Raw genomic sequence first — 21,753 nt, 5'->3', positions numbered from 1 at the left:
AATTATGAGAAAGATTATAATAATATCTCTATCCTTTATCATCTTGTTTTCCTTAACTTATGCGTATGAATGGGGTAAAATGGAAATTTCAACAGAGGTAAATTCTTCATATGGCCAAGACTTTAATATCTCTTTTGAAAGATGGTGGAGTGACAATTTGGGTTTAGGGTCCTCTATTTTATACAACACTCTAAATAAGGAAATAAACTATCATCTTTTTATCCAATCCCCACATTTAAAGATAGTATCAGGTCTTTTTTATCCATCTTTGAACCTTTTTACAAATAATTTAAGATTGAATGGCTATCAATTAAGTTTATATTTAGGAAATAATGAGATTTTTTATCTCTCTGGAAAAGGAAGTAAAACATTTGAGGATCTACCTTCATTAACCCATTTAGAACCAAATATACCCTTAAAAATTTTAGGATGGAGTACCACGTTTTCCAATAATAATTATCTTACCCTTTCTATTTTATCTCTAAATAAAAATAATACCGAAAATTATATGGCAGACATCTTATTTGTAAGAAAAATTCATCTTCCTCTTGGATTTCTATTACTATCTCAGGAGACAAATTTATACCTTAAAGATTCAAATTTAAATTTTAGTGTTTTATTTAATGGAGAAATAAATATTGGAAGTTTAGGAATAAGAGGATTCATAGGATATTTAAATGGAAATACACTTTCTTTGTCTTCCTTAGACGAAGGGGATTTAGGTTTTAAACTTTCATTAGCTTTACCATTAAGCAGTAAAATATTTCCAGAATATAGCATAGGCTATTTTTACAATACAAAAGACAATGAACACAAAATAGATCTGGGAATAAAAGCCCAATGGAATGTTTCTAATAATTTAAATGTTGAAGGCTTAGTAAGATATCTTATCAATTTATCAGGAAAGAATTATATCTTTACTAAATTAGCCCTCAATTTTCCTGCCTTGGAAGGAGCTATGTGGAATAGCCTCTATATAAAATATGAATTGAAAGAAGATACTGAAAATACAAGTCTTGGAATGAAAATTTCCTATCAGTTTTAAAAAGGGGGTAATTAAAAGATGAAAAAGATTCTAAATTTAGTACTGTTTTTTTCTTTCTTTATTTCCTTTGTATATGCTCAAGCTCCTGATTCTATTCTCAAAGAAATAGAGAATAAATGGAACTCAGCAAAAGATATAAGTATGAAAATAACAATGACAGTTTATTCTTATTCCAGCAAAGGAGAAAGCCTTCCCACAAAGATATCGATGGAGATTAAGGCAATAAAAAACCCATCTATTTTAAGAATTGATTTTACAGAACCAGCACTCCTGGCTGGACAGATATTTTTGATAGATGCTGAAAAGCAAACAACAAGAATGTATTCTCCTTCCACTAAACAAATTATTGAAGCTCCTTACACTGTAACCCAAACCTCTACTATTTCTTTTTCCTCTATTCCTATGATCGGATCTAATGAAGATTTTTCATTAAAGGTAGAGGAAGTTACTGAAAAAAATCAAAAATTATATAAGATTACAGGAATTCCTCAAAAACCAGAATTAAAAGCCAATTATTCATATTTAGAATTTTTTATAACAAAGGATTATATACCCTTAAGATTAAAGGTTTATGATGTACAAAATAGGCCATATATAGAAATATTGTGGTCAGAAGTAAGAATTAATTCAAACCTATCTCCTAACATTCTTAGAACATTACCTCAAGGCAAGATCATAAAACAAAAAGAGCCATTAAATATGACCACACCTATTCCCTTTATGTCGCCTTCAAAGTAATCTCATGAAGTGCTACTGAAAAAGCTCCATATAGACCTACATCTTCTCCAAGTTGGGCAGGGACAATTTCAACCATATCCACAGGAACCAAAAAGACTCTCTGCCCAACTATTTCTTTTATTTTAAGAATGACATCCTCTCCTGAAAGACCTACGCTTCCCCCAATTATTATCCTTTGAGGAGAAAGAATCGTGATAATATTACCTATCCCAATACCTAAATATTCCATTGCCTGATTCCAGATATATGTTGCTACCTTATCTCCTAACAACATAGCAGACCTTACATGTTTTGCAGTAATTTCTTCCTTCTTACTCCAATCTAAAAGTATAGTATCTTCCCCTCTTTCTATAGCCTCTTTAGCCCTCTTTGCTATAGCAGTTCCAGAGGCAAGAGCTTCTAAACATCCTTTATTACCACAATTACATAATGGGCCATCAGGTAGAATGGTCTGATGCCCTACTTCTCCAGCACTATCTCTCCTACCATGCAAAATTTTTCCATCTATAATAATTCCTCCCCCTATTCCTGTACTTACAGTAACATAAACTAAATCTTTTACTCCTTTTCCAGCCCCAAAATAATATTCTCCCAGACAAGCTGCGTTAGCATCATTATCCATATAAACAGGAATTTTGAAAGCTTCTTCCAAATCTTTTTTTAAAGGTACTCCATTCCATCCTGGAAGATTAGGAGGTGAATATATTTCTCCTTTAATTCTATCTAATGGACCTGCTGTTCCTATTCCTATGGCTATTACATCTGGAGTTAAAAACTTTTCTATATTTTCTACCATTTCTTCCAATATCTTTTGATAACCCCTCTCAGGTCTTGTTGGAAATACAACTTTCTCTTCCAAAATTCCTTCTTCCCTAAATCTTCCTAATGCAATCTTAGTCCCACCAATGTCTACAGCTATATACTTTCTCATTTTCTATCGTCACTCCTTCCATTCTAAGAAGCCATATTTTTAAATCTTTTCCAAAGGAGAAATTACCTATATTTCCATCCTTCTTAACAACTCTATGGCATGGGATCACAATCAAAAAAGGATTCATTCTTAATGCATAACCTACAGCTCTACTTAAATTTTTATTTCCTAATTCTATAGCAATACTTCCATAATTTGTAATTCTCCCATAAGGTAAATTTCTAAGTAATTGGTATACTTTCACAAAAAATCCGGGAATATCATTCATATCAAGTTTGAGATCTTTAAAATCTACCATCTTACCAGAAAAATAATCTAAAAATAAATCCTTTCCTGGAAAATCCTTCTCAATTTCCTCTTTAAAACTAAAATATATTTTTGTAATGACTCCCTTTTCAAACTCTACAACTAAAAATTTATTATTATCTATTCTTAAAGCTCCTTTCACTCACTTCCTCCTTTATATTCAAAATCCTTTTTAAAAATTGTCCTGTGTATGACCTATCATTCATAGCTACATCTTCAGGAGTACCCTCTGCTACAATCTCACCACCCCTATCTCCTCCTTCAGGACCTAAATCAATAATATAATCTGCTGTTTTTATCACATCCAGATTATGCTCTATAACAAGTACAGTATTTCCAGCATTCACTAATCGATGAAGCAGATTTAATAATTTTTCTACATCAGCAAAATGTAATCCTGTTGTTGGTTCATCTAAAATATAAAAAGTCCTACCTGTACTTTTTCTTGAAAGTTCTGCTGCAAGCTTGATTCTTTGAGCCTCTCCTCCTGAAAGAGTAGTAGCAGGCTGTCCCAATTTTATATATCCTAATCCAACATCATACAATGTTTCCAGCTTTCTTCGAATAGATGGAAAGTTTTCAAAGAATTCCAAGGCTTCTTCTACACTCATATCTAATACATCTGCAATATTTTTACCTTTATAATTTATTTCTAAGGTCTCACTATTATATCTTTTCCCTTTACATACTTCACATGGAACATAAATATCAGGTAAAAAGTGCATTTCTACTTTTACCATACCTTCCCCTTTACACGCTTCGCATCTTCCACCCTTCACATTAAAGCTAAATCTTCCAGCTTTATATCCTCTCATTTTAGCCTCTGGTAATTGGGCAAAAAGTTCTCTTATTTCCGTAAAAACATTAGTATAGGTAGCTGGATTAGATCTTGGAGTCCTCCCTATAGGAGATTGATCAATGACAATAACCTTATCTATATATTCAGTACCTTTTATTTCCTCATAATACTCGCTTCTTACCTTCTTTCCATGTAATGCTTTCTGAAGAGCAGGATATATAATCTCTTCCACAAGAGTACTCTTTCCAGAGCCCGATACACCAGTAAGACATACAAAGGCATTTAGTGGAATTTTAACATCTATATTTTTTAAGTTTCTTGCCTTAGCCCCTTTAATTTCTAACCATCTTCCACCTATATTCCTTCTCCTTACAGGAATAGGTATTTTTCTCTCACCCCTAAGATATTGTGCTGTTAAGGATTCAGGATGTTTTATTACCTCATTTAAAGGACCAGCAACAACAATTTGTCCCCCTTTTTCTCCAGCTCCTGGCCCTATATCTACAACAAAATCTGCGGATCTGATTATTTCTTCATCATGTTCTACAACGATTACTGTATTTCCAAGATCTCTAAGATTTTTTAGATTCTTTATTAATCTCTCATTATCTCTTGGATGTAATCCTATACTTGGTTCATCAAGGACATATATAACTCCTACAAGTCCTGACCCAATTTGAGTAGCAAGCCTAACTCTTTGAGATTCTCCTCCAGATAATGTAGATGCAGATCTATCAAGAGTTAAATAATCTACACCTACCTCTATTAAAAAATTTACCCTTTGAATTATCTCTTTCAATATGGGTGATGCAATAATTCTTTCTCTATCAGATAAGGAAAGATTCATAAGAAAATCCTTTAATTCCACAAGAGTTAAAGAAGAAACATCAGCTATATTTTTACTCCCTATAAATACTGATAGAGCTTCTTTCCTTAATCTCTTTCCCCCACATTCACTACAGGGGGAAAAAACCATAAATCTCTCATAGAAGTTTTTAACATCCTCAGATTCTGTCTCTTCATATCTTTTCATAAATATATTTATTAAACCCTCAAAATGTCTATATCCATAAATATCCCAGTCGGGAAAATTTACTTCTACCGCAAAAGGTACACCATATAAAAGAGATTTTAGTTGATTTTCTGTAAAAAATTTAAGGGGAGTATCAAGATTAAAACCAAGCTTCTTTCCAATATTGGCCAGTAGAATTTTATAATAAGGAGATATTTCCTTTCCCCAAGGGATAATTGCCCCTTCTGATATAGATTTTTCATAATCCAAAATCAAATCTGGATCAAATTCTTTTTTACCTCCAAGTCCAGAGCATACAGGACAAGCCCCATATGGACTATTAAAAGAGAAAAATCTTGGAGTTATCTCCCCAAAACTAAACCCACATATTGGACAAGCATAATTTTCACTGAAAATATGTTCTTCCACTTTATCTCCCACATATTTTTCCACAATTAATAATCCTTCACTAAGTTTTAAGGCCAATTCTACCGAATCAGATAATCTTGTCTTTATATCAGGTTTCACTATTAATCTATCTACGATCACAGAAATATCATGTTTTTTATTCTTATCAAGCTCTATTTCATCTTCTAAGGAATAGAGCTCACCATCTATTTTTACTCTTAAAAATCCTTCTTTTCTTAAATTCTCCAATAACTTCTTATACTCTCCTTTTCTTCCCCTTACCACAGGAGAAAGGATTTGAATCCTTGTTCCCTCTTCCCAAGAAAGAATCTTTTCCACTATTTCCTGGGAGGTTTGGGCAGAGATTTCAATACGGCAATTGGGACAATGGGGTCTTCCAATATTAGCAAAAAGAAGTCTTAAATAATCATATATCTCGGTAACTGTACCTACCGTAGATCGAGGATTTTTTATCACTGTTTTTTGATCTATAGAGATAGCGGGTGAAAGACCTTCTATAATATCCACATCAGGCTTATTTAACTGTCCTAAAAACTGTCTTGCATAAGTAGAAAGAGATTCTACATATCTCCTTTGCCCCTCAGCATATATGGTATCAAAGGCAAGTGAAGATTTACCAGAGCCACTTATCCCGGTAAATACAATAAGTTTGTTTCTGGGGATATCTAAATTTATATTCTTTAAGTTATGTTCTCTTGCTCCCCTAATCTTTATATAATCACTCATAATTTTGTCTTTTTCTTTAATTCATTCTTTAATTCTTTTATTTGATCCCTCAAATATGCCGCTCTCTCAAAATCAAGTTCCGCAGCAGCAGAATACATCTCCTTTTCAAGATGTTTTATAACCTCTTCTATCTCATCTATAGATAGATTTTTAGATACAGCTTTGTAATCTACTTTCTTCTCACTAACAGCCTCAACAAAATCAAAAACTTCTTTTACAGATTTTTGAATACTTCTTGGAACTATTCCATGAGCTTTATTATATTCCATTTGAATTCTTCTTCTTCTCTCCGTTTCTTCAATAGCCCTTCTCATAGAATCGGTTATAGTATCTGCATACATAATCACCTTACCATTGACATTCCTTGCTGCTCTTCCCATTACTTGTATAAGAGATCTTTCTGATCTTAAAAACCCTTCTCTGTCAGCATCTAAAATTGCTACCAATGAGACCTCGGGTAGATCTAACCCCTCCCTAAGAAGATTTATCCCTACGAGTACATCGAATTTTCCCAATCTCAGATCCTGTAAAATTCCTGTTCTTTCTAAGGTTTCTATTTCTGAATGCAGATAGGTTACTCTTATACCAAGATTAGATAGATATTCTGCTAGATCCTCAGCTGTTCTTTTTGTTAATGTAGTTACAAGAACCCTCTCTCCTCTTGAAACTACCTCTTTTATCTTTGAAATTAAATGCTCAATCTGACCCTCCGTTGGATGTACCTCAATTTCAGGATCAAGTAATCCTGTAGGTCTGATAAGTTGCTCTACTATCTGTTCTGAAATACTAAGCTCAAAATCTGCAGGTGTTGCAGAAACAAAGATCACTTGTGGAACCCTTTCCCAAAATTCTTCAAAAGTCAAAGGACGATTATCATAAGCTGAAGGAAGTCTAAATCCATATTCTACTAAATTATCCTTTCTTGATTTGTCACCATGATACATAGCTCTAAGTTGAGGAATAGTTAGATGAGATTCATCAATAAACACTAAAAAATCCTCAGGAAAATAATCCAGAAGGGTATAAGGAGGATCACCAGGTTTTCTACCATCAAAATGTCTTGAATAATTTTCTATTCCCTTACAATAACCCACCTCTTTTAAGAGTTCTAAATCATAAAGGGTTCTTGCTTCTAATCTTTTTGCTTCAAGAAACTTTCCTTGAGATCTAAGCCCCTCAAGCCTTTCTTCCAATTCTTTTCTAATAGATTCTATAGCCCTTTCTAATTTCTCTGTAGGAGCAATATAATGAGTGGCAGGATAAATAAAGGTACTTTTTAAATCATAAATCCTTTTACCACTTATAGGGTCAACCTCTGAAATTCTTTCTATTATATCACCCCAATATTCTACTCTAATCGCAGTTTCTCCTCCTATAGGAAATATCTCTACTAAGTCTCCCCTAACTCTAAACTTTCCTCTTGTAAATTCATAATCATTTCTTTCATATTGTAATTTTATAAGTTTTCTTAAAAGTACTTCCCGAGGTATCTCATCGCCTTCTTTAATCATAAATATCATCTGTTCATAATCTTCAGGAGAGCCCAAACCATATATACAAGATACACTTGCAACTACAATAACATCTCTTCTTGAAAGAAGACTACTTGTAGTACTATGTCTTAACCTATCAATTCTATCATTTATATCTGCATCCTTTTCTATATAAGTATCAGTTTGAGGAATATAGGCTTCAGGTTGATAATAGTCATAATAACTTACAAAATACTCTACAGCATTATATGGGAAGAATTCTTTAAATTCACTATATAGTTGGGCTGCAAGGGTCTTATTAGGAGCAATTACCAGAGTAGGTTTTTGTACATTAGCTATCACATTTGCCATAGTAAAAGTCTTACCTGAACCAGTAACCCCTATAAGGGTCTGGTATCTCAGGCCTCTTTTAACACCTTCGGTAATCTTCTCTATAGCCTGAGGTTGATCTCCACAGGGTTTAAATTCAGATACTAGTATAAAACCATTCATAATTTACTCCAAATTCTTATTATATAACATCCTATATAAGTATGAAATTCTATCCAAAACCTGCTTTTTAGTATATTCCTTATCTTTATCATTATAAACAATGAAATGAGCTTTTTTAATTTTTTCTTCTAAAGGCATCTGAGATTTTATTCTTTTTATAGCTTCCTCCCAAGATATCCTATCCCTATCTATGATCCTTTGTATTTGGATATCAAGAGGCACATAAACTACCCATATTTCATCAAACCAATTCTCTATACCTACCTCAAAAAGTAAAGGAACTTCTACAGCAATTATTGGTTTCTCTTTTAATTCTTCCATTTTCTTTATAACCTCTTTTAATACAGGGGGATGAAATATACTGTTTAATTTTAATCTTGCAGATTCATCATTAAAGATAATATCAGCAAGTTTTTTTCTATTTAAATTTTCACCTTCAAAAACTTCATTTCCAAAAGTTACTCTTATTTTTTCAAGATAATATGGATCTTTTTGAAAATCTTTCACAATATCATCAACACTAATAACAGGAATACCTAAATCCCTCAAAATTCCAAGGACCAAAGATTTACCAGATGCAATTCCTCCTGTAATTCCAATCTTAAAACTCATTTTAATTCAGCAAGGTTTTTACCAACTGAAATTTCCACCACAAGAGGAACCAGGAGCTTAACTATATTCTCCATTTTTTCTTTAGCCATCTTAGGCACTATTTCCATCTCATCTTCAGGTACCTCTAAAATCAACTCATCATGAATCTGAAGGATAAGTCTTGATTTATAATTCTTTTGCTTTATTTCCTTAAAAATATCAATCATGGCAAGTTTAATTATATCAGCAGCAGTGCCCTGTATAGGAGCATTAATAGCAATTCTTTCATAAAGACTTCTTACCTGCTTATTTATACTTCTAATTTCAGGAATATATCTTTTTCTTCCAAAAATAGTTTTAACATAAGCCTTTTCTCTTGCCTCGTAAAGAGCCTTATCTATATATCTTTTCACATAAGGATAATGTTTAAAATATGTATCTATAAATTTCTCGGCCTCTTCAGGAAGAATTCCGGCTGTCTCTGATAATCCAAATGCAGAAATACCATATATAATTCCAAAATTTACAGCTTTAGCACATGATCTTAAGAGATCATCTACCTTATCCTCTGGAACACCAAATATTTCAGAAGCAGTTTTTCTATGAATATCTTCTCCTTTTTGAAATGCGGATATTAACTTAGGCTCTTGAGATAAATGAGCCATAATACGAAGTTCTATTTGGGAATAATCTAAAGAAACAAAGTAATATCCCTCTTCAGAAATAAAAGCTGATCTAATTTTTCTTCCTTCTTCACTTTTTACCGGAATATTTTGAAGATTAGGCTCACTACTACTTATTCTACCTGTAGCAGTACCTGTTGGATTAAATTTAGTATGAACCCTACCTGTTATAGGATTAACCAGATTGGGAATAGTATCTATATAAGTACTTTTTAATTTGTATAATTCTCTATATTCTAAAATTTTCCTCACAATAGGATGAGTATTTACCAAATTCTGGAGAATAGAAGAAGAGGTAGAATATCCTTTCTTACCTTTCTTTCCTGTAGGAAGCTTTAATCTATCAAATAAAACCTCAGAAAGCTGTTTGGGAGAATTAAGATTAAATCTCATTCCTGCCAATGAATAAATATCCTCTTCTATCTTTTTAATTCTCCCACAGAACTCTTCAGAAAGCCTTCTTAAATAATCTATATCAACCCCTATTCCCCATCTTTCCATAGAATGTAAAACAGGAATCAAAGGAATTTCAATTTCATATAATACCTTCTCCAATTCTTCTTCTTTAATTCTTTTTTCAAGGATCTTCTTTAGATCAAATAAATATCCAGCAAATTTTTGAGGAATAAAATTAGTTTTACCAAGATACTCTCCTATAAGAATATCTAAAGAATGATTTTGTCTCTCAGGATTTAGAAGATAAGATGCAATACTCACATCAAAAACCTTACCTGATATATTACCTTCAAAAAAATGCAGATCTCTCTGAACATACGAGCCTATTTTTTCTACCTCATTAGATATAAGAACTTTTTCAAATTTAGATCTTATATCATCATTAAAATCAAAAGATGTTATAAAATACCCTTCCCCTTCTCTAAAAGATATGGATATACCTTCTAAAGTTTTTTCCCCAAGACATTTAAAAGCAATTTTCTTCTCCCTTTTAGCAATATCCTCTAAATCAAAGTCTATATCCTTAAATTCTATATTCTCTTCTTCTTGAAGATCTGGAAATAACCTTTGAAGAATACTTTTTAGCTCATATTTTTTAAGAAACTCTACTACCTTCTCTTCTCTTTTTATCTCAAAAGGCCTAAGTTCAAAATTTTTACCAATATCTTTAAGAGTAACAAGCTCCATATTCCTTTCAATAAGTTCCCAATTATCCTCTAACACCTTCCTAATGTCGCTATCAATCATAGGTAAATTTATTTTTAGTTCTTCTATATTTGAAATCTTTTCTAAAATTTTTGTAGCCTTTTTAGGTCCTATCCCTGGCAATCCCGGAATATTATCCGATTCATCTCCTACAAGAACTTTATACAAAGGTATTTTATATGGCTCAATTCCATATCTATCTTTAACTTTTTGAGGATCATATATGATAAATTCTGTTATACCCTTTTGGGGGTGAATAATATAGCAATTATCAGAAACCAATTGAATTAGGTCTAAATCTCCAGATAAAATATATTTCAAAGATCTTTCATTTCTCTTTACAATTGTAGCTATAACATCATCAGCTTCATATCCAGGCTCCTCTAAAATTGGTAGATTATTAATTCTCAAAAATTCTCTAATCCACGGAATTTGTGCTTTTAAATCGTCCTTCATAGGGGGTCTTTTAGCTTTATACTCTTTATAAATAATATGCCTAAAAGTTGGCTCTGGTCTATCAAAAGCTATACCAATAAGATTCGGCTTAAAATCCTCAACAGCTTTTAAAAGAATCCTTATAAAACCATAGAGAGCATTGGTAATTTCTCCATTTTTTGTTTTTAAAGGAGGTAGAGCATAATAAACCCTATAAATAATACTTGAAGCATCAATTAAAAGAATTCTATCTTCTATAGTTTCTTTCTTATCCTCTTGAAATAGATCCCAAAGAGATTTTTGCTCCATGATATTAGAAATAATTTTTGGCTTTTAAGCTTAAATAGCTATCATTGTATATTATAAGGTGGTCTAAAATCTCAAGTCCAATAATTTTTCCCGCCTCAGCAATCCTTTTTGTAAAAATTATATCATCTTCACTGGGAGAAATATCACCAGAGGGGTGATTATGAGCTAATATAATTTTGGCTGAATTTTCTTGAAGAGCATATTTTAATATTTCTCTCGGAGTTGCATATACCAAATTCAGATTACCTTTTGCAATCAATATTTTATTAAGACAACGATTTTTAACATCCAAATATGCACAAAAAAGATGCTCCTCTTTTAAATCCCAAAAATCATTTTTAAAGAGATTAAAGGCATCTTCAGGATTAGTTATATTTTCATTAAAAAAGTTTTTCTTCTCTGAATATATCCTTCTTCCAAGCTCTATACTCGCCTTTATTTGAATAGCCTTTGTAATACCAACTCCAGGATATTTTATTAACTCTCCTATTCCAACCTCTGAAATCTTTTTTAAACTTCCAAAATCAATTAAAAGTTTCTGAGATAGCTCAAATACCGTATTATTCTTATCCCCTGTTCTCAAAACAATGGCAAGAAGTTCTGCATCCGAAAGAGCTTTTTCGCCATAGTTTAATAACCTTTCTCTCGGTCTTTCCAATGGGGGAAGATCTTTAATCTTTCTTTTCTTCATCTTCTAATGTAGGAATTTTTTCCACATCTTCAGGCTCAAGTTTTTCTTCTTCGGCAATTTTCTTGATTTCTTTTTGCTTCTCATTTATGGTATTTTCAATTTTTTCAACCTCTTTTAAAAGATCCTCAAATTTATCTTTTTTAATCTCTTCTCCCTTTTTGTGAAGATCATAAAGCCTTTCCCCAAGCTTTCTAAAAATATCATTCCTATTTAATTCGAGAGAGACTATCTCCGCCTTCAATTTACCAATCTTAGCAAGCTTTGCTGATTCCTTTCCCAGGGTCTTTGCCATATCTGATATTGTATCTCCTGCTTTTTTAGCTACCTCTCCTGCCTTTTGAGCAAGATCTGATATTTGCGGTTTTAAATTTTCCCATAGTTTTTTCCAACGGTCCTCCATCTCAGTTACCCCCTTTTATCACAATTTTATTTGAGAGCAGTATAAGTCTCTTTATATTATACCTGTCCCATACCGTTAATGTATAGGCATTTTCCAAAGGATCGTATGTATAGGTAATTCTATAATAGCTGTTGTTTTCATCAGAATAAGGTTGATCATTATAAGGATTTGCCGGAAGATTTCCTCCAGGAAGAAATTTCTTAATTTTATCTCTCAATTCATTTAATCCATTTGCTATTGGATAACTCCCCTCATTTTCCGTAGCATACATTTCTAAGGACATTTGAATTACTTTTAATGCTTGAGTTGCCACACTTTCTCTTGTCTTTTCCAAAGCCCTGTAATAACTTCCTATTCCTACGCTAAAAAGTATTGCTATGACAACAATAACTATCATAATCTCAATAAGAGTAAATCCCCTATCTTTTCTCATGATAGTTCTTCACCTCTTTTAAAGTTAAAAAAAGGGGGCAAGATATGATATCTTGCCCCCTTTAAAGATTATGTCAGCCAATATTTTTACTTAATTGTACCAGCACTTGAGACTTGTATTACAATCTTAGTATTATCTTTACCATATCCTGTGATAGTATAAGCTGTATTATCAGAAGTAACAGAATAAACAATCTTGTATCCAGACTCTCCACTATCATTGTCATTTGATTTAAAGCCATAAGGTGCATTTGTTGCTGGATTGTTTGGGAATTTTCCACCTGGTAAGTAGTTACCTTGTGTTAGAGAGTAAACAAAAGAAGGATAATAACCATTGTTGTCTGTCGCATACATCTCAAGAGCTGTTTGAATAGTTTTTACTGCAGATCTTACTGCAGACTCTCTTGCTCTTTCTGTTGCTCCCATAAAGTTTGGTAATGCTACCGCGGCTAAAATGGCAATGATCACAATAACTACCATCAACTCAATTAATGTAAAACCTCTCTCTTTACGCATAATCTAACCTCCTTTTTAATTAGTCTTTCTAACAAATATTATACCCTAAAAAAAATTTTTTATTCATAAAAAATAAGTTTTTTTAACAATATTTTTAATATTATTACAAATAAAAAATAAAGGGGGAACCATATATAAAGGACTGTTCCCCCTTTGTAATTATTGATTTTTAAACAATTAAGTCTACTTCATAGTACCAGCACTTGAGACTTGTATTACAATCTTAGTATTATTTTTACCATATCCTGTGATAGTATAAGCTGTATTATCAGAAGTAACAGAATAAACAATCTTGTATCCAGACTCTCCACTATCATTGCTATTTGATGTAAAGCCATAAGGTGCATTTGTTGCTGGATTGTTTGGGAATTTTCCACCTGGTAAGTAGTTACCTTGTGTTAGAGAGTAAACAAAAGAAGGATAATAACCATTGTTGTCTGTCGCATATATTTCAAGAGCTGTTTGAATACTTTTTACTGCAGATCTTACTGCAGACTCCCTTGCCCTTTCTGTTGCTCCCATAAAGTTTGGTAATGCTACCGCTGCCAAAATGGCAATGATCACAATAACTACCATCAACTCAATTAATGTAAAACCTCTCTCTTTACGCATATTAATGTCCTCCTTCCCCCAATTTTACTTTCACTATAGATTATACCCTACTCTATTTATAAATTATGCATAAATTTACTTTAAAAAATTTAAAACATTTCTCTTAATCTTTTTAAAGCTATCTTCAAAAGCCTTGAAACTTGAGACTGAGATATTTTTAAAATTTTTGCTACTTCCATCTGAGTTAAATCTTGATAGAATATAAACTCAATAATTTTTCTTTGTATATCAGGAAGTTTTGAGAGAGCCTGTTCAAGAGCAATTTTATCCTCTATAGGTAATTTAAAAGATTCTAATTTTTCTGCCCTAATCTTATCCATTTCAATTTCCATATCTTCCAAAGATATGGCCATTATAGATTCTTTTATCCTAAAAAGTTCCTCAACAGCTTCTTTTTTTACATTCAAATACTGAGCTATTTCTTCCGTAGTAGGAGATCTATTTTCCTTTTCCCATACCTCATTTATATACTTATCCATTTTATTGATTAATGTTTTTACACTTCTCGGAATCTTTACCTTATCTATTTTATCTCTTAAATAATGTCTAATTTCACCCAATACAAAATGGGATATATAGGTAGATAATTCACCTTTTTCTGGATCATAATTCTCTATAGCTTTAAGAAATCCTAAATAGCCTACCTGCACTAAATCCTCTAATGGTTCACCATAAGATACAAACTTAGATGCCCAGTAATAAATGAGATCATCATATAGTTCAAGAAGAGCTTCTAAAGCTTTCTCATCCTTTTCCTTTTTATATCTTTCCCAGAGTATAATAGCAGAATTCTTCATTTTATGTATTGGAACATGGTAAATATAGGTAGATACAAAGCTATAAGCATACCACCCACTATTCCACCTATAACTACCATCATGAGAGGCTCAATTAAAGATGTCAAACTTTCAACAGCAGCAGCAACTTCAGCCTCGTAAAATTCAGCTATCTTATTCAACATAGTCTCTAAGGAACCCGATTCTTCTCCCACTGAGATCATATGTATTACCATTGTTGGAAACACTTTTGTCTCTTTAAGAACAGGAGCTATTCTCTCACCTTCTCTTACCCTTACTCTAACTAAATCAATGGCTTTCCTATAGACACTATTTCCTGCTGTTTGTCCTGCTAATTGAAGAGCTTGTAGTATGGGAACCCCTGTTCTTACTTGGGCAGAGAGGGTAGTTGCAAAATTAGCTATTGCTGTTTTTTGTATTAAACCGCCTAACACAGGTATTTTTAATAATATTTCATCTATTTTTTCCTTTATTTTAGGATTTTTCCATGCCCTAATAGCTGTCAAAACTAAAATCACAGTTGCCAAGAAAATAAGCAAGAAATTTTTCCTTATCATTTGGCTTAATCTAAGTAATACAGCTGTAGGTAAGGGCAACTGTGCACCCATACTTTCAAACATACCAGCAAAAATAGGCACCAAAAAAGTAAGCATTCCAAACCCTGCCCCTATAGCTATTATTAATACAATAACAGGATAGGTCATAGCTGATTTTATCTTTCTTCTTAATTCTTGCTGCTTTTCTAAGGTTATTGCCAATCTTTCTAAGGTCTCATCTAACGTTCCAGCTGATTCTGCAGCTCTTATCATATTTACATAAAGTGGAGAAAATACATTTGGAAAATTCCCAAAGGCATCAGATAAAGAACTTCCTTCGTCTACCATTTTTTGTACTTCTTTTAGTATTTGTCTCAAAGCTTTACTTTCACTTTGTTCTGATAATATATTCAAACAAGTAGAAAGAGAAAGACCTGCATTAATCATGGTAGCAAATTGTCGAGTAAAAATTGTAATATCTTTTAGTTTTACTTTTCCTCCTTTTTTTTCTTTTGGAGAAGTTAGGGAAAGAGTTAAAAAGGAGGATGTTCTTTTTTCTTCAATCCTAATAGGATATAAATTCATTCCTCTCAATTTCATAGCTAATTCTCTCATACTTTCTGCTTCTGATTCTCCAGTTACAAGCTCTCCTTTCATATTTCTTGCATGATAAACATATACCTTTGCCATCTACCCCTCACCTCCTAATTTCTCCCCCCAAAAGACGCATTAATTCCTCTCTATTAACAGCCCTTTCAAAGGCTACTTCTTGAGTTATAAGACCTTTTTTAACAAGATCAGCGAGACTTTGATCCATAGTCATCATTCCATATCTTCCACCTGTTTGTATTACACTATATATTTGAGGAGTTTTTCCTTCTCTAATGAGACTCCTCACTGCAGGGATACCAATAAGTACTTCAGTAGCAACTATTCTTCCAGTACCATCTTTTCTTGGGAGAAGCTGTTGAGAGATAATTCCTTGAATAACTCCAGAAAGTTGAAGCCTTATTTGTTGTTGTTGATGAGAAGGGAACTGGTCAACTATTCTTTCAATACTTTGAACCGCATCAACAGTATGTAAAGTTGCCATAACTAAGTGACCAGTTTCTGCTGCTGTGATAGCTATAGCTGTAGTTTCCAAATCCCTCATCTCACCTACTAATATAACATCTGGATCTTCTCTTAAAGCTGATCTTAGAGCATTAGCAAAGGAATAGGTATCACTTCCTACTTCTCTTTGATTCACAATAGATTTTTTATGAGTATGCAAATACTCTATAGGATCTTCTATTGTTATGATATGCCTGCTGAAATTTGAATTGATATAGTCTATCATAGAAGCAAGAGTAGTAGATTTACCACTTCCTGTTGGACCCGTTACAAGTATTAATCCTCTGGGAAGGGCTGCAAGATCTTTTAAAATTAAAGGTAATCTAAGTTCTTCAATAGAAGGAATCTTCCAAGGAATTAATCTAAATACAGCAGCTAAGCTCCCCCTCTGCCAAAAAGCATTTACTCTAAATCTTCCTTCACCACTTATACCAACTGAAAAATCCAACTCTTTGTTTTCTTGAAGCTTCTGCTTTTGTTCTTCTGTTAAAAGACTAAAAACAAGATTATAAGTAAGTTGAGGAGTTAAAACAGGATATTGAGTTTGAGGTATTAAATGCCCCTTAATACGGAAAACAGGTGGTACTCCAGAAGTTATATGTACATCTGAGGCTTCTTTCTGTAAAGCATTTTGTAGTATTTCAATAATAGAAATACTTTCTTTCATTTTTTATTACCTCCCTCTTAATCTGCAGCTGTGACCCTCATAACTTCTTCCACAGTAGTAAAACCTCTAAGAACTTTACGCATTCCATCTTCCCTTAACGTTACCATTCCATATTTTCTTGCAGCCTCTTTTATAGTCTCACGAGAAGCCTTTTTTAATACCAAATCTCTAATTTCATCATTCATAAGCATAATTTCATGAATAGCTGTTCTTCCCTTATAACCTTTGTTGTTACATCTGGGGCAACCCTGACCTTTATAAAAAGTAGCATTAGATAAATCTATATTTCCTAAGGTTGCTTTTATAGCTTCTATTTCCTCCTTTGTAGGTTCATAAGGAGCCTTACAATAAGGACATACTGTCCTCACCAATCTTTGTGCTACCGCTCCAAGTAAAGAGGAACTAATCAAGAACGGTTCGATACCCATATCAATTAAACGGGTAACAGCCGATGGTGCATCGTTGGTGTGAAGGGTGGATAATACTAAGTGTCCTGTTAGAGCAGCCTGTATAGCAATTCTTGCTGTTTCTTCATCACGAATCTCACCTACGAGCACCACATCTGGGTCTTGACGTAAAATAGATCTCAAGGCACTGGCAAAAGTAAGACCCGCTTTTGGGTTCACCTGCACTTGATGTATCCCTGGAAGTTGATACTCCACTGGATCTTCTACTGTTACTATATTAATATCAGGAGAATTTATCATATTTAAAGATGCATAAAGGGTTGTGGACTTACCACTTCCTGTTGGACCTGTTACAAGTATAATACCATATGGTGTCTTTAACATTTTTAAATATCTTTCGTAATTATCTTCAGAAAAACCTAGACTCTCAAGAGATAAAGATATAGCTCCTCTTCCTAAGATTCTCAATACCACCTTCTCACCAAAAACTCCAGGTAATGTAGAGACACGGAAATCATACACTTCTCCTTTTATATTTGCTTTAATACGTCCATCTTGAGGTATTCTCCTCTCAGAAATATCCATATCACTCATAATCTTTATTCTTGAAACAACAGCTGCCTGAAATCTTTTTTGAATATACATAATTTCATGTAATACACCGTCTATTCTAAATCTTACCCTTACATTTCTTTCCAGAGGCTCTATATGGATATCACTAGCTCCTCTTTTAACTGCATCAACTAAAATACTATTTACGAGCTTTGCTATAGGACCTTCCTCAGATGAAACTTCTTCTAAAGAAACCTCTTGATATTGAGTCTCTTCCTCTTCTTTCTGAACTATAATCTCTTCAAGTACTTTCTCTACCTCTTCACTACCCCAAATCTGATTAATAGCATCAATAAGTTCATTTCGTGGTACTATTACTGGAATAACTTCATTTCTAGTTACCATTTTTAAATCATCGAGGGCTATTATATTTGCTGGATCTACAATTCCTACTATGATCCTCCCATCCTCCTTATAAAGAGGAAGTATTAAATTATCTCTCGCTTTTTTAGCTGTTATAAGTTTTGATAGATCTGGATCAATTTTTATCTCCTTTATTGATTTAAAAGGAACCCCTAATTGTTCACTTAATAACTTTGCAAGATCCATATCACTTAGAAGCTTTAGTTCTAAAAGTGCTTCTCCAAGCCTTATACCCTTCTTAGATGCAAGCATCAAAGCTTCATCTAATTGCTCTTTTGTAATTAAATTCTTTTCTAATAATATCTCACCAAGAGGCTTTCTTTTTGCAGGGGTTGATGTTTTCCTTAATGTTTTTTTCTCAGTAGTGGTTAAACTACTTTTAATACTTTCAATTATCTTATTGGCAAGATCCTTTTCTTTTTTCCTCTCTTCTTTCTCCTCGGTTTTTATCTCCTCTTTAATTTCCTGTTGTATATTTTCTTCTTTAGTCTCTTCTTTGATCTCTTCCACAATTCCTATGCCTTCTAACTCAGAGAGCACATCAGTTATTGATTCTTCTTTAACATTAATCTCTTTAATATTTTCTTTAGGTATTTCTTCCTCAGATTTAGAAGGCATCTCTTCAATAATCTCTTCCTTGACTTCCTCTTCCTTTAGCTTCTCTAACAATCCACCTTCAGGAACTAATTCTTCTACAAGCTTAGAAATTTCTATATCATTTATTGTTTCTATACCTATCTTTGATTCTTCCTTTACCTTAGTTTCAGAAACATTAGTTCTAGGAATCATTGACGATGTCAAAATTGAAGTTGTAGAACTTATTTCTTTCTTCTCAAATATATCTTCTGAAGATTCCTTATCCACAACCTTTAAAAGATAAGGTTCTACTGAAAATCCTGTAAGCAATCTTATATCCTCAAGTGCTGTAGCTTTTACTGGTGGGAAGAAACCCACATGAAGCATTCTTTCTTCTAATTTAAGAGGAATAAAATTATGAAATTTCACTAAAAAAGGAGGAATAATCTTTAATGCGTCTTCGTCAGGTTTAAATTCTTTTCCTTCAATAATTTTCCACCCTAAAATTTCTGATAATAAATCAGTAAGTTTATCTTTCGATATTAATCCCTCTTCCAAAAGAATTTCTTGTAGTTCTTTACCTTTTACTGAAGAAAGTAAGTTATCTAATAACCCCTTAGGGATAAGATTTCTCTCTCTAATAATCTCTAAAAGTTTCTCATTAATATTAGGAGAATCCATCTTACTCCTCCTTTATTAACTCCTTTTTAGACAACCATCTCTTAATTAAATAATTTTCAATAAGCCTTACAGTCCATCTTTTAATCCACAATTCTTTCTTATTTAAAGGAGATACTAGTATGGTAAACATCCCCAATTTATTACCACCATATATATCTGTTAATATTCTATCACCAATTACCAAAGTTGTCTCGGGGGTAGTACCCATTATCTCTAAAGCTCTTTTAAAAGATCTACTTCTTGGTTTTAATGCATATCCTAATGCAGGAAGCCGTATAAGCTTAGAAAAATGTTTTACCCTTCTCTGAGACCAATTATTTGATAAAATAACAACTTTAAAGCCTAAATTTTTGATATCTTCTATTAATTTTTTTGTTCTCTCATCCAATTTGTTTTCATCCCAAGGAACAATAGTATTATCAAGGTCAAAAATAATACCCCTGTATCCTAATTTATATAATTCTTCAAAATTAATTTTAAATATTGTTCCCACATATCTATTTGGTTTTAAGATTTTGCACATCATAATCACCTTTTATAACCTTGAGCTTTTAAATGCTCTTCATAGGTCTTCGAAAAGGTATGAGTTCCATCATTATTTGAAACAAAAAAAAGATAATCTCCTTTAGGTTGTAATATTGCCTCCAAAGATTTTAAAGATGGAGAACAAATAGGAGTAGGAGGAAGACCATAATATTTATACGTATTATAAGGAGAATCAATCTCCAGATCTTTGTATAAAAGAGGATTTTTCTTAAAATCATATAAATACTCTACTGTAGCACAAGATTGAAGCATATATCCTTTCTTCAAACGATTAATAAAGACACCAGCAATTAAAGGTCTCTCTCTGTCTATCTTGGCTTCTTTTTCCACAATAGATGCCAATATTATCCATTCATTAAAACTTAAACCAATTTTTTTAAGATCTTCTTTATAATCAGGAAAATTAGAAAGGATCTGCTTAAAAAATTCTTTCAAAAGAATTTCTATAATCTCTTTCTCTTTAATGTCTTTTGGTAAAAAATAAGTAGAAGGAAATAAATAACCTTCTAATGACATGGGTATTTTACCCCCAAAAAATTCTTTATACTCTTTTAAGAAAGACGAAACATAATTAGAATCAGTGCAATATTTAAGAAAAAGGTCTTTTGAAATATTTAAGCGTTCTTCAAGAATTGCCCCTATCTCTTTTAAAGATACTCCTTCAGGTATTGTTATCTTTATACTTAAATTTTCTCCATTTACTAATTTATTCACCACATGAACAAGTGAATAAGATGGAGATAATTTATAGTACCCTTTTTTAATGTTCCTCTCTCTCCCAATAAGCTTTGTATACAATATAAATATTTCTTTAGATTTTATAATCCCTTTTTCATATAATATATCAGCTACTTGGGAGAGTGAGGAACCCTCTTGAATATATACCTCTACATCACTATTAGTCTTAAACTTTGGGACGAAAAGTATTACAAAAACAAATATTAAAAATAAAATTAGAGAAAAGGAAAAGAATATAAGAATTTTTTCTAATTTACTATTCCTCTTCTCCTTTTTCCCAATCTTCTTCTTCCAAATCCTCTTCTTCCCAATCTTCGTCTTCCCATTCTTCCTCTTCTTCCAGAGCTTCCACAACTTTTTCAAATTCATCATCATCTTCTATTTCTTCCAAAGCATCTATATAGAGTTCACCATCTTTTTCTGAAAGCCTGCAACGATATACATAAATTTCATCCATATCTTCCGCATCTTTTGGTGTTAGAAGAACATACGTCTTATCATCTACCTCCACAAAATCTCTAATCAAATACTCATAAGTATTTCCATCCTCGTCTTCTAAAATTATAACTTCCTCGTCAAACATTTTATCTGACATTATGAACACCTCTTTTTTAAAATTTAAAGAGGGGCTAAGGATTGGTGCCGGAGGCCGGACTCGAACCGGCACGGGGATTACTCCCCACTGGATTTTAAGTCCAGTGCGTCTGCCATTCCGCCACTCCGGCGGTAATTCCTCATACCTCTCTTTGGTTAAAAAGTGTATCATAAGTTTTTATATTAGTAAAGTATTGTCTAAAACAAAATTTTTTATTATAATTTAAAGCAAGGAATATTGGCGGTGTAGCTCAGCGGTTAGAGCACACGGTTCATAACCGTGGTGTCCAGGGTTCGAATCCCTGCACCGCCACCATGAAAA

20 protein-coding genes and 2 tRNA genes are annotated in these 21,753 nt (G+C 32.6%); 3 read left to right on the top strand and 19 right to left on the bottom strand.

The annotated features are described in order from the left end of the window. Positions 1–4 precede the first annotated feature (4 nt). Both ACY3JJ_RS04700 and ACY3JJ_RS04695 read left to right on the top strand, forming a co-directional pair. On the top strand, positions 5–1,045 hold the full coding sequence (locus tag ACY3JJ_RS04700) for a hypothetical protein (protein WP_463091033.1): 1,041 nt from the start codon (positions 5–7) through the stop codon (positions 1,043–1,045). Positions 1,046–1,063: 18 nt separating this feature from the next. Then, entirely contained in the window at positions 1,064–1,783 is a 720-nt protein-coding gene (locus tag ACY3JJ_RS04695; protein ID WP_463091032.1) for a LolA-like protein, read from the top strand. On the opposite strand, the gene ACY3JJ_RS04690 is transcribed toward ACY3JJ_RS04695, so the two are convergent. The 19 genes from ACY3JJ_RS04690 to ACY3JJ_RS04600 all read right to left on the bottom strand — a co-directional run bounded on the left by ACY3JJ_RS04690 (position 1,764) and on the right by ACY3JJ_RS04600 (position 21,562). Next, complete coding sequence (locus ACY3JJ_RS04690) at positions 1,764–2,714, bottom strand: ROK family protein (protein WP_463091031.1); 951 nt, start codon at positions 2,712–2,714, stop codon at positions 1,764–1,766. The genes ACY3JJ_RS04695 and ACY3JJ_RS04690 overlap by 20 nt on opposite strands. Then, complete coding sequence (locus ACY3JJ_RS04685) at positions 2,677–3,162, bottom strand: methylated-DNA--[protein]-cysteine S-methyltransferase (RefSeq protein ID WP_463091030.1); 486 nt, start codon at positions 3,160–3,162, stop codon at positions 2,677–2,679. The genes ACY3JJ_RS04690 and ACY3JJ_RS04685 overlap by 38 nt, the downstream gene beginning before the upstream one ends. Further along, positions 3,137–5,986, bottom strand: coding sequence for an excinuclease ABC subunit UvrA (gene uvrA / locus ACY3JJ_RS04680; protein WP_463091029.1), 2,850 nt, complete (start codon positions 5,984–5,986; stop codon positions 3,137–3,139). The genes ACY3JJ_RS04685 and uvrA overlap by 26 nt, the downstream gene beginning before the upstream one ends. Continuing rightward, entirely contained in the window at positions 5,983–7,971 is a 1,989-nt protein-coding gene (uvrB, locus tag ACY3JJ_RS04675) for an excinuclease ABC subunit UvrB (RefSeq protein ID WP_463091028.1), read from the bottom strand. Before uvrB ends, uvrA begins: the two co-directional genes overlap by 4 nt. 3 nt (positions 7,972–7,974) lie before the next feature. After that, positions 7,975–8,583, bottom strand: coding sequence for a dephospho-CoA kinase (gene coaE, locus ACY3JJ_RS04670; RefSeq protein ID WP_463091027.1), 609 nt, complete (start codon positions 8,581–8,583; stop codon positions 7,975–7,977). Further along, positions 8,580–11,150 (bottom strand): DNA polymerase I, encoded by a 2,571-nt coding sequence (gene polA / locus ACY3JJ_RS04665; protein ID WP_463091026.1) that lies wholly within the window; start codon positions 11,148–11,150, stop codon positions 8,580–8,582. The genes coaE and polA overlap by 4 nt, the downstream gene beginning before the upstream one ends. A gap of 4 nt (positions 11,151–11,154) precedes the next feature. Then, the gene (radC, locus tag ACY3JJ_RS04660; protein ID WP_463091025.1) at positions 11,155–11,841 is read right to left on the bottom strand and encodes a RadC family protein; all 687 of its coding nucleotides are present in this window, start codon (positions 11,839–11,841) and stop codon (positions 11,155–11,157) included. Next, positions 11,822–12,241, bottom strand: a complete 420-nt coding sequence (locus ACY3JJ_RS04655) for a DUF47 family protein (protein ID WP_463091024.1) — start codon at positions 12,239–12,241, stop codon at positions 11,822–11,824. Before ACY3JJ_RS04655 ends, radC begins: the two co-directional genes overlap by 20 nt. Before the next feature lies 1 nt (position 12,242). Further along, a complete protein-coding gene (locus tag ACY3JJ_RS04650; RefSeq protein ID WP_463091023.1) occupies positions 12,243–12,674 on the bottom strand; it encodes a prepilin-type N-terminal cleavage/methylation domain-containing protein in 432 nt (143 codons plus the stop codon). 86 nt (positions 12,675–12,760) lie between these two features. Next, positions 12,761–13,189 carry a type II secretion system protein gene (locus ACY3JJ_RS04645; RefSeq protein WP_463091022.1) on the bottom strand — a complete coding sequence of 143 codons (429 nt, stop codon included), beginning with the start codon at positions 13,187–13,189 and terminating at the stop codon, positions 12,761–12,763. Between the two features lie 183 nt (positions 13,190–13,372). After that, positions 13,373–13,801, bottom strand: coding sequence for a type II secretion system protein (locus ACY3JJ_RS04640; protein WP_463091021.1), 429 nt, complete (start codon positions 13,799–13,801; stop codon positions 13,373–13,375). A gap of 89 nt (positions 13,802–13,890) precedes the next feature. Beyond that, positions 13,891–14,598 (bottom strand): sigma-70 family RNA polymerase sigma factor, encoded by a 708-nt coding sequence (locus ACY3JJ_RS04635; protein ID WP_463091020.1) that lies wholly within the window; start codon positions 14,596–14,598, stop codon positions 13,891–13,893. Further along, entirely contained in the window at positions 14,595–15,824 is a 1,230-nt protein-coding gene (locus tag ACY3JJ_RS04630) for a type II secretion system F family protein (RefSeq protein WP_463082347.1), read from the bottom strand. The genes ACY3JJ_RS04635 and ACY3JJ_RS04630 overlap by 4 nt, the downstream gene beginning before the upstream one ends. 7 nt (positions 15,825–15,831) lie before the next feature. Further along, positions 15,832–16,902 carry a type IV pilus twitching motility protein PilT gene (locus tag ACY3JJ_RS04625; RefSeq protein WP_463092586.1) on the bottom strand — a complete coding sequence of 357 codons (1,071 nt, stop codon included), beginning with the start codon at positions 16,900–16,902 and terminating at the stop codon, positions 15,832–15,834. A 29-nt stretch (positions 16,903–16,931) separates the two neighbouring features. Then, complete coding sequence (gspE, locus tag ACY3JJ_RS04620; protein ID WP_463091019.1) at positions 16,932–19,553, bottom strand: type II secretion system ATPase GspE; 2,622 nt, start codon at positions 19,551–19,553, stop codon at positions 16,932–16,934. A gap of 1 nt (position 19,554) precedes the next feature. Then, positions 19,555–20,079, bottom strand: a complete 525-nt coding sequence (locus ACY3JJ_RS04615) for a YqeG family HAD IIIA-type phosphatase (RefSeq protein ID WP_463082349.1) — start codon at positions 20,077–20,079, stop codon at positions 19,555–19,557. A gap of 2 nt (positions 20,080–20,081) precedes the next feature. Beyond that, a complete protein-coding gene (gene mltG / locus ACY3JJ_RS04610; RefSeq protein WP_463092585.1) occupies positions 20,082–21,206 on the bottom strand; it encodes an endolytic transglycosylase MltG in 1,125 nt (374 codons plus the stop codon). Further along, a complete protein-coding gene (locus ACY3JJ_RS04605; RefSeq protein ID WP_463091018.1) occupies positions 21,094–21,432 on the bottom strand; it encodes a DUF1292 domain-containing protein in 339 nt (112 codons plus the stop codon). Before ACY3JJ_RS04605 ends, mltG begins: the two co-directional genes overlap by 113 nt. Before the next feature lie 42 nt (positions 21,433–21,474). Next, positions 21,475–21,562 (bottom strand) — tRNA-Leu (locus ACY3JJ_RS04600). A 109-nt stretch (positions 21,563–21,671) separates the two neighbouring features. Here ACY3JJ_RS04600 and ACY3JJ_RS04595 point away from each other — a divergent pair. Further along, positions 21,672–21,747: transfer RNA gene (locus tag ACY3JJ_RS04595), tRNA-Met, on the top strand. The last annotated feature ends 6 nt before the right edge of the window (positions 21,748–21,753 follow it).

The organism is Dictyoglomus sp. DH, assembly GCF_055181375.1.
This window is presented reverse-complemented; position numbering and strand designations above follow the sequence as displayed.